Here is an 8,931-nt window from a genome sequence, read left to right on the forward strand (position 1 = left end):
GGATGAAGTTCACCAGCACGTTGAGCAGCGTGAACGCCACGTTGTTCTCGAGCAGCCCGCCCTTGCGGGTGGTGTACAGCGTCAGCCCCAGCACGAGGCCGATGAGCCCGCCGACCCCCAGCGCGACGGCGACGATGTAGACCGTCTCCCCGAACGCCTCCACGAACACCGGCCAGTTCTCGGCCCAGTCGAACTTCATCGGTCTGCCCCGTTCCCGGTCGCAGTGGTGGTGCGCAGCTCCGGATACTCCTGCACGGTGGTGAAGCCCCGCAGGTCGTCGACCGCGCGGGTGATGGCGGCGTCGTCGCCGGTGAGGGCGAGGGTGAGCGAGCCGAACGGTCGGTCGCCGATCTCGGTGATGCCGCCGTAGACGATCGCGCCGTCCACGTGGTGCTCGCCCAACGTGTGCATGAGCCGGGCGGAGGATCCGGTCTCTTCCTGGATCGCGACGGTGACCAGCGTGCCGGGGTGCGTGGCGGCCAGCCGGGCGAGCGCCGCCGGGCTCGGCCGGTCCCGCAGGGACGTGCCCACGAACCGTTTGGTCGCCTGCGCCCGTGGCCGGGAGAAGACGTCGTAGACGGTGCCGAGCTCGACGACGCGGCCGGTCTCCATCACCGCCACCCGCTCGCACATGTGCTTGACGACGTCCATCTCGTGGGTGATCACCACGATGGTGATGCCGAGCTCGGCGTTGACGCGGCGCAGCAGGCCGAGGACGTCGCGCGTGGTCTCGGGGTCCAGTGCCGAGGTCGCCTCGTCGGCGAGGAGGATCTTGGGGTCGCGGGCCAGCGCCCGGGCGATGCCGACCCGTTGCTTCTGACCGCCGGAGAGCTGGCGGGGGCGGACCGTGGCCTTGTCGGCCAGCCCGACGAAGTCGAGCAGCTCGGCCACGCGGGCCTCGCGGCGCTCCTTGTCCCACCCGGCCACGCGCAGCGGGTACGCGACGTTCTCCGCGACCGTCTTGGCGGGGAAGAGGTTGAACTGCTGGAAGATCATCCCGATCTCCGCGCGCACCGCCCGCAGGTCCTTCTCGCTCATGGTGGAGACCTCGTCGCCGTCGACCACGAGGGTGCCGGCGCTGACCCGCTCCAGCCCGTTGATCAGCCGCACGAGGGTGGACTTGCCGGCCCCGGAGTAGCCGATGACGCCGAAGATCTCACCGGCCCCGATCGACAGCGTCACGTCGTCGACGGCGTGGACCGCTCCTGGTCCCTCGCCGAAGGTCTTGTGCACGCCCACGAGGCGGATGATGTCGTCCATGCGGTCATTGTCCTGGTGTCGTCGGGCGTGCGTGGGCCGGCGTCGGTGCGACGCCGGCCCGGGTGCTGAGATCGTGTCCCGCGGGGTCGTCAGTCGGTCAGGCTGCCCTGGACCTCGGCGAGGATCTCCTGGAGCTCCGCGGGGGACTGGTCCGCGATGGACGCCGTCCCGCCCGAGCTCTCCTGCAGCGCCGCGACGACCGCGTCGGACTTGTGGATCTCGATGAGGCGCTGGAACACCTCGTTCTCCGCCTCGTCCGCCCGGGCCACCCAGACGTTGATGTAGGGCTTGGCGCCCTCGCTCTCGGCGCTGTCCGCGAAGATCGCGTCCGCGGGCGCGAGGCCGGCGTCCGCGACGAAGTCGTTGTTGACGACCGAGGCGGCCACGGAGTCCAGGGCGATGACCGTCTGGTTGGCCTCCACCGGAGTGACGGTCACCCGGGAGGCGGCCGCGTCGACGTCGGTCGGGTCCGGCACCACGCCGGCGTCGTCGTTCAGGGTGATGAGCCCGGCCTCCTCGAGCACGAAGAGTGCCCGGGCCTGGTTGGTGACGTCGTTGGGGATGGCGATCTCGGAGCCGTCGGGGATGTCCGCCACGGCGTCGTACTCGAGGGAGTAGACGCCGAGCGGGTACACCGCGGTCGCCCCGATCGGGGTGAGGTCCTGCCCGGTGGCCTCGTTGTACTGCGCGAGGTAGAGGATGTGCTGGAACTGGTTGAGGTCCAGGTCCCCGTCGGTCAGCGCCGGGTTGGGCAGCGGGTACTGGGTGAAGTTGACGATGTCGACGGTGATGCCGTCCTTCGCCGCGAGGTCCGTGAAGATCTCCCACTGCGGGTCCGAGGAGCCCACGACGCCGATGCGGACGGGGTTCTCCTCGGTGCCGAGCGTGCCCGCGTCGCCCGCATCGGCGCCGCCGCACGCGGCGAGGGTGAGGGCAAGGGCGGCGGTGGCGGCGGCGAGGGCGATACCGCGGCGCGGGGAGCGGGTCATGACGGTCCTTCGGTCGGAGCGGTCGTGCCTGTGGGACAGGCCGGGTCTGCCGGCGCCGGGAGGTGGCGCCGTGGTCCCAGGATCGGCTCCGCGCCGACCCGCGCGCGACCCACGTCGCCGCATTCTCAGTGGGTGAGACGGCGAGGTGTTTCGTGGTGTGCGCGGCAGTCGCGCCTGGCCCGAGCGGTCCGCGGCGGCGTCGGGCACGCTCGTGATGCCTTGACGGGTGACGACCGTGGGATGTCTTGACGCGGCAGAGGGCCCGGGGCGGCGCGACGACGGTGCGTGGCCCCTGTCCGCCGAGGGTGGCGGTGACTTCGCGATAGGTTGAACCACGTGTCGAAGCCGATCGTGACCCTCGTGACCTGTGCCGCGCTGCCCGACCTCGACGTCGACGACGTGCCGCTCGTCGACGCCCTCGCCGACCGGGGCATCGAGCCCCGGGTCGCCGTGTGGGACGACCCCTCCGTGAACTGGGACGACGCCGGCGTCTCGGTGCTCCGCTCCGTGCACGACTACGCGCCACGGCGCGAGGAGTTCGTGCGGTGGGCGGAGTCCGTGCCGCGGCTGTGCAACCACGCGGACGTGGTGCGCTGGAACACGGACAAGCACTACCTCGTCGAGCTCGCCAAGCGGGGGATGCCGACCATCCCCACCGTGTGGCTCGAGCCCGAGCAGCACCTGAGCAAGCACCAGCTCCACACCCGCTTCCCCGCGGGCGGCGACTTCGTCGTCAAGCCGGCGGTGTCCTCGGGAGCCCAGGGCACCGGCCGGTACACCGCCGTCGACGGGTACTCGCGCATGGCGGCGATCACCCACGCCATGGAGCTGCTCTCCGAGGGGCGCACCGTCATGGTCCAGCGCTACCTCAAGTCCATCGACAACCGCGGCGAGACAGCGCTCATCTACATGAACGGCCTGGTCTCGCACGCCGTCGAGAAGAAGGCGATGCTGGACGGCCCGTTCCAGGGCGACGACGCCGCACCCCGCGAGGAGGCCGTCGCGCGCGATGCCACCGACGGTGAGTGGCGGCTGGGGGAGCAGGTCCGGGAGGCGATCCACACCTACATCCGCGACCGCATGGGCCGCGACGAGCAGCTCACCTTCTGCCGCATCGACCTCGCCGAGGGCGACAACGGGCAGATGGCAGTCATGGAGGTCTCGCTCGTGGACGCCTCGCTCTACCTCTCGACGGCGCCCGGCGCCGTCGACCGGTTCGCCGACGCCATCGCGGTGCGCGCCTTCTGGTGACGGGACCCAGGGACGACGAAGCCCGGACTCTCAGGTGAGAGTCCGGGCTTCGTGGATGTCGCTGCGACATCCGGCGGGGTGAGTGACGGGACTTGAACCCGCGACATCCGCGACCACAACGCGGCGCTCTACCAGCTGAGCTACACCCACCATCGCTGCAGGCGGACGAGCCGCTGCACCAGTGGACCAGCCTAGCCGATCGTGACTGGTGCCCTGTAATCGTCGCGCGGTGGCGTGGGTCACGTCGTCGGCGACAGGCCGTCTCGCCCTGGCGTCCCGCGGCGCGGAGCCTACGAGCCGACCGGCTTGCCGGCCTGGGCGCGGGTGGCTGCTTCCTGCGCGAGACGGGCGACGAGGTCGGCCGAGGAGGACGCCGTGACCAGTTCGGCCGCCTTCTTCGCCGTGGGTGAGTCCGGGCCGTCACCGGCCGGGAAGAGCACCGTGCGGTAGTACCGCAGCTCGTCGATGGACTCGAGGATGTCCGCCAGGGCGCGGTGGCCGCCGTTCTTCTGCGGTGACTGGAAGTAGGCGCGCGGGTACCAGCGGCGGGCGAGCTCCTTGATGGAGGAGACGTCGATGACCCGGTAGTGCAGGTGGTCGACCAGCTCGGGCATGTCCCGGGCGAGGAACGTGCGGTCCGTGCCCACCGAGTTCCCGGCCAGCGGCGCCTTGCGGGGCTCGGGCACCCAGGTGCGCACGTATGCGAGCACCTGCTCCTGGGCCTCGGCCATGCTCAGCCCGGCGTCGAGCTCGTCCAGCAGGCCGGAGGTGGTGTGCATGGTGCGCACCACCTCACCCATCTGCTCCACGGTGCCGGGGCGCGGGGAGATGACCAGGTCGATCCCGGCGTCGAGCGGCGTCAGGTCGGAGTCGGTCACGACGACGGCGACCTCGATCAGCGAGTCGTTGACGGCGTCGAGGCCGGTCATCTCGCAGTCGATCCAGACGATGGGGTCCCGGGAGGAAGATGTTTGGCTCACCCGGTCAGGGTAGTCGCGCTCGCCGGACCGGTGGGGCGAGCCGTCCGTAGGTGTCGGCGGCCCGGCCGGGCCCGAGGCCGCAGCATCCGACGCGGTGCCGCGTGGCCGTCACTGCACGGCGGTGCGGCGCGCCATGACGACGGCGTCCTCCAGCTCCGCCGGGTCGCCGTGGGGCCCGGTGGTGGTGCGCGAGCGGTGCTCCGAGACGAGCAGCTCCCAGCGCGGACCGCTCAGGCCCAGCGCCGCGGCAGTCCCCGCCGCTGTCGGCAGCACCTCGGCCGGGTCGTGGCCGTGTGAGCTGCCGTGGTCGTGCGAGCCGCCGTGGTCGTGCGCGTCGCCGTCCGCGGCATGGTGCTCGGCCCAGGGCGGCACGCCGGCGTGCCCGACGACGAGGAGCACGCCGCCCTCGGTGACCGCACCGGCCGCTCGCCGCAGGACCTCCTCGCGGGGGAAGCCCATGCGCGAGTGCAGGAACTGCGCCGAGACCAGGTCGTACCGGCTCTCGGGCTCCCAGGTGGTGAGGTCCTGCTCCTGCCAGTCGATGCGGTCGGCGACGCCTCTCGCCTCGGCGGCCCGTCGGGCACGGTCGAGTGCGGTGGCGGAGATGTCGATGCCGGTCACCCGCCAGCCCTGCTCGGCGAGCCAGACGCTGTCGGCCCCTTCGCCGCAGCCCACGTCCAGCGCCGTGCCCGGGGTGCGGGCGGACACCTCGGTGACGAGGACCTGGTTGGGGCGACCGCTCCAGACGGCCTCGGCCTCCTGGTACCGGCTCTCCCAGTGCTGAGCCGCACTCTGGTTCTCGGTCATGCGGCGGCCAGGGCCGGTGTGGGTTCCGGGAGGGGCGCGGCGGTCAGGGCATGTGTCTGCATGCCGCCCACTGTAGGGACACGAGCTCGACGGGACGCCGGGTCGGCATCGCCGCACGGGTGCCGACCGCCGCGAGCGGATGAGAAGCGGAAGTGCCCCCGGCAGGACTCGAACCTGCAACCTACGGATTAGAAGGCCGTCGCTCTATCCATTGAGCTACGAGGGCGCGAGCGCATGGTATCGCCCGCCCCTTCCGGCGCGCTTGGCCGCACCCCGCCCGCGGATCGCCCACAATGGGCCTGTGACCGCCCAACCCTCACCCGACGACGGGCGCGACACCGGGGCAGCCGCCGGCACGGTGGTCCGGGACCGCGCGCCGCGCCTCGACGCCGTCCTGGAGATGCTCACCGAGGTCGAGCGCACCCGGTTCCCGCTCGACCTGCCCGGCACGCCCGAGATACGCGCGGAACGTGACGCCGTCCGCACCCAGCTCGGCAGCCGGCTCGTCCCACGCCTGCGGCGGGGGTCCGCGCCCGTCGTCGTCGTGCTCGGCGGGGCGTCCGGGTCGGGCAAGTCCACCCTGCTCAACTCCGCCCTCGGCACCGGGGTCAGCGAGGCCGGCGTCCTGCGGCCCACCACCCGCACCCCCGTCCTCGTGATCCACCCCGACGACGTCGACGCGTTCGGCGGCCACCCCCTGGCCGAGGCCGCCCAGGTGGTCACCACCGGCGCCGTGCCCGCCGGGCTCGCCGTGCTCGACACGCCCGACCTGGAGTCCGCACGCGCGGCCGGCGGTGCGCTCGGCGCCCAGCTCCTCGAGGTCGCCGACCTGTGGATCTTCGTCACCACCGCTGCCCGCTACGGCGACGCCGTCCCCTGGCGCGTGCTCGCCGAGGCCCAGGACCGGGGCATCACCACCGCCGTCATCCTCAACCGCGTCCCTGCCCGGGTGCGCAGCCAGGTACGCCAGGATCTGCTGAACCGCATGGTCCACCTCGGGCTCGGCTCCGCCCCGCTCTTCCTCGTGGCCGACGCCGGCCCGCACGAGGGGCTGCTCCCGCCCGAGCAGCTCGTCGAGCTCACCACCTGGCTGCGCCTCGTCGCCGACCGTCGCCAGTCGCCTGCGCTGGTGCGTCGCACCACCCGCGGGGTCTGGTCCGCGCTGCGCGCCCAGCTCCTCGACCTCGCCGCCGGCGCCGACGCCCAGGCCGAGGCCGGTGCTGAGCTGCGTGCCCGTGCCCAACGGGCCGCCGACGACGCCGCCGCCACGCTCGTCGGGGCCCTCCGCTCCGGCAGCGCCGGCCTCGGTGCCCCCACCACCCGGTGGCTCGCCCTCGCCTCGACCGGCGGACCGCTGGCACCCCTCGTCACCGGCGCGACGCCCCGCCGAGGTTGGCGCGGTCACGCGCTCGAGACCCGCTCCACGGCCGCCCGACAGCTCGGCACCGAGGTCGACGCCGCCGTCCAGGTGCTCGTCGCCGACGCCGTCCGCACCGCAGGTACCGCGATCCGGTGGGTCTGGGACGCTCCCGAGCTGGGTGCCCGCACCCTCCTCGACGCGGGCACGGCCGATCCGGCGGCCCTCGCTGCGGCCGTGCTCACCGGGTGGCGCGGCGACGTCGACGCCCTCGTCGTCACGGTGGCCGACCGGGCCGCCGGCGCGCTCGACGCCGCCGGGCTCGCCGCCGTCGTGCGCGCCGCCGCCGCGGGCGTCGTCGGGGCCGCCAAGGCCCTGCCCGACCTCCTCGGGCCCGACGGCCCCGACCTCGCCACCCGGGCCGGCGATGCCCTCGTGGCCGCGGCGCAAGAGGCCGTGCGGGACGCCGCGACCCCCGCGCTGAGCGCCCTCGACGCCCTGGAGCTGACGCCGGGTACCGCGCTGCGTGTGCGGGCGACGGAGCTGAGGGACCTATGACCACCACCGGCGGGACGGCATCGTCCGTCCGGGACCTTGCCCAGGATCTCGACGCCCGGGCCAGCGCCATCACCGCCGCCCTGGACGCCGCCGCGGCCCAGGTGGACCCGTTCGTCGCGGCTCGCGCCCGGGAGGATCTTGCGGCCGTCCGGCGGCGCCTCGATCTGGGGGTGGACCACACGGTGGTCGCGCTCGTCGGCGGCACGGGTTCGGGCAAGTCCTCCATGTTCAACGCGATCACCGGGCTGACGTTCGCCGATGTCGGCGCCCTGCGCCCCACCACCGAGCGCGCCGCCGCCTGCACCTGGGGCTCCTACGCCGAGGCGCTCCTCGACCACCTCGAGGTGGAACCGCTGCGCCGGATCCGCCGCGAGACGCTGCACGGCGACCCTCCCGGCCTGGACGGCATGGTGCTGCTCGACCTGCCCGACCACGACTCGGTCGCCGTCGACCACGCCGTGCAGGTGGACCGGCTGCTCCCGCTCGTCGACGTCCTCGTCTGGGTCGTCGACCCGCAGAAGTACGCCGACAGCGCCCTCCACGAGCGCTACCTCCGGGCCATGCGCTCCCGCCGGGAGAGCATGCTGGTCCTGGTCAACCAGATCGACGCCGTGCCGCCCACGGCGGTGGACCGCCTGGTCGTCGACATACGCGAGCTGCTCGCCGCCGACGGGCTCGAGGACGTCACCGTGTTGACCACCTCCGCACTCCGGGGCACCGGCATCGACGACGTCCGCCGGCACCTGGCCGCGGCGGTGGGGCAACCGTCCGCGGGGGCGCGCACCGCGGCGGCCGAGGTCGACGCCGTCTGCCGTCGACTGTCGGCGAGCGTCGGCGCTGTCGAGACCGAGATCACCGCCGACGCCGTCGCCGCGACCGCCGGCGAGCTGCTCCGCACCGCCGGCGCCGACTCGGTGGCCGACTCCGTGCGCACCGCGCTCTCCGGCGCCGACGGCGCGGCCGTCGGCCGCCCCGAGCCGCCCGCGCTCCCGAGCGTGGCGGCGGCGCGTGACGGCTGGATCGCCCGGTACCAGCAGGGCCTTCCCGTCCGGTGGGCCCAGGCCGTCGCCGGTGCGGTGGCCGAGCCCGCCGTCCTCGCCGGCGCGGTGGGGGACGCCGTCACCGGTGTCGAGGTTCCCACGCGCAGCACCCGGGCACGCAACCTCCTGCTCGGTGGCATCGCGCTCGCCGTCGTCTCGCTCGCGTACCTCGTCCTCGCCCTGGTCACCGGTGCGCACTGGTGGCCCGACGGCGTGCTCGTGGGCGTCGGGCTGGTCGCCGCCGTCGTGCTGCTCACCCGGGTGGGTCCGGTGCGCCGGGCCGAGGCCACCGAGCTCGCGGACAGCTACCGGGCGCGGGTCGACGAGCGGGTGGTGGCCGTGACCGGGGAGCTCCTCGTCGAGCCCACCGTGGCGGTGCTGGACCGGCATCATCGGCTACGGGCGGCGATCGGCCGGTAGCGGCACCGGACGCAGCAGGCGGCTGTCGCTGGTGCGCTGCGGGGTGAGGCCGACTGCCGCGCCGTGCCTCGGCATGTGCGGCGCTGATGCCACCTCGTCCACAGGCTCGGTCGCGACGTCGGCGCGCGTGATCCGGTACGCGCCAGCGTGGTGCCCGTGGCCGGCCGAGAGGTGCCGGCCCGGAGCCGAGGGAGCGAGCGATGAGCGACAGGATCGAGATCACCGTCCAGGGCCGGCTGGGCGCGGAACCGGTGCGCCGGGTCGGCGCC

At 73.6% G+C, this 8,931-nt stretch carries 7 protein-coding genes, 2 tRNA genes and 1 pseudogene; 3 read left to right on the forward strand and 7 right to left on the reverse strand.

Annotation, left to right across the window (positions count from 1 at the left end):
• The 3 genes and pseudogenes from ACYC1Z_RS12660 to ACYC1Z_RS12670 all read right to left on the reverse strand — a co-directional run.
• Positions 1–199: pseudogene (locus tag ACYC1Z_RS12660) on the reverse strand (ABC transporter permease); the annotation flags it as partial.
• Positions 196–1,260, reverse strand: a complete 1,065-nt coding sequence (locus ACYC1Z_RS12665; protein WP_461409885.1) for a methionine ABC transporter ATP-binding protein — start codon at positions 1,258–1,260, stop codon at positions 196–198. The pseudogene ACYC1Z_RS12660 and the gene ACYC1Z_RS12665, both read right to left, overlap by 4 nt.
• 89 nt (positions 1,261–1,349) lie before the next feature.
• A complete protein-coding gene (locus ACYC1Z_RS12670; RefSeq protein ID WP_461409886.1) occupies positions 1,350–2,249 on the reverse strand; it encodes a MetQ/NlpA family ABC transporter substrate-binding protein in 900 nt (299 codons plus the stop codon).
• 336 nt (positions 2,250–2,585) lie between these two features.
• Here ACYC1Z_RS12670 and ACYC1Z_RS12675 point away from each other — a divergent pair, with 336 nt between their 5' ends.
• Entirely contained in the window at positions 2,586–3,500 is a 915-nt protein-coding gene (locus ACYC1Z_RS12675) for an ATP-grasp domain-containing protein (protein ID WP_461409887.1), read from the forward strand.
• A gap of 77 nt (positions 3,501–3,577) precedes the next feature.
• Here the strand turns inward: ACYC1Z_RS12675 and ACYC1Z_RS12680 are convergent.
• The 4 genes from ACYC1Z_RS12680 to ACYC1Z_RS12695 all read right to left on the reverse strand — a co-directional run bounded on the left by ACYC1Z_RS12680 (position 3,578) and on the right by ACYC1Z_RS12695 (position 5,513).
• Positions 3,578–3,650 (reverse strand) — tRNA-His (locus tag ACYC1Z_RS12680).
• Positions 3,651–3,790: 140 nt separating this feature from the next.
• Positions 3,791–4,480: an oligoribonuclease gene (orn, locus tag ACYC1Z_RS12685; RefSeq protein ID WP_461409888.1), complete on the reverse strand. Its 690-nt coding sequence runs from the start codon at positions 4,478–4,480 to the stop codon at positions 3,791–3,793.
• 108 nt (positions 4,481–4,588) lie between these two features.
• Positions 4,589–5,287 carry a class I SAM-dependent methyltransferase gene (locus ACYC1Z_RS12690; RefSeq protein ID WP_461409889.1) on the reverse strand — a complete coding sequence of 233 codons (699 nt, stop codon included), beginning with the start codon at positions 5,285–5,287 and terminating at the stop codon, positions 4,589–4,591.
• Positions 5,288–5,440: 153 nt separating this feature from the next.
• Positions 5,441–5,513: transfer RNA gene (locus tag ACYC1Z_RS12695), tRNA-Arg, on the reverse strand.
• A 75-nt stretch (positions 5,514–5,588) separates the two neighbouring features.
• Between ACYC1Z_RS12695 and ACYC1Z_RS12700 the strand changes: the two genes are divergently transcribed.
• Positions 5,589–7,202: a GTPase family protein gene (locus tag ACYC1Z_RS12700; RefSeq protein WP_461409890.1), complete on the forward strand. Its 1,614-nt coding sequence runs from the start codon at positions 5,589–5,591 to the stop codon at positions 7,200–7,202.
• The gene (locus ACYC1Z_RS12705) at positions 7,199–8,662 is read left to right on the forward strand and encodes a GTPase (RefSeq protein ID WP_461409891.1); all 1,464 of its coding nucleotides are present in this window, start codon (positions 7,199–7,201) and stop codon (positions 8,660–8,662) included. The genes ACYC1Z_RS12700 and ACYC1Z_RS12705 overlap by 4 nt, the downstream gene beginning before the upstream one ends.
• Positions 8,663–8,931 lie beyond the last annotated feature (269 nt).

This window comes from Georgenia sp., assembly GCF_054605595.1.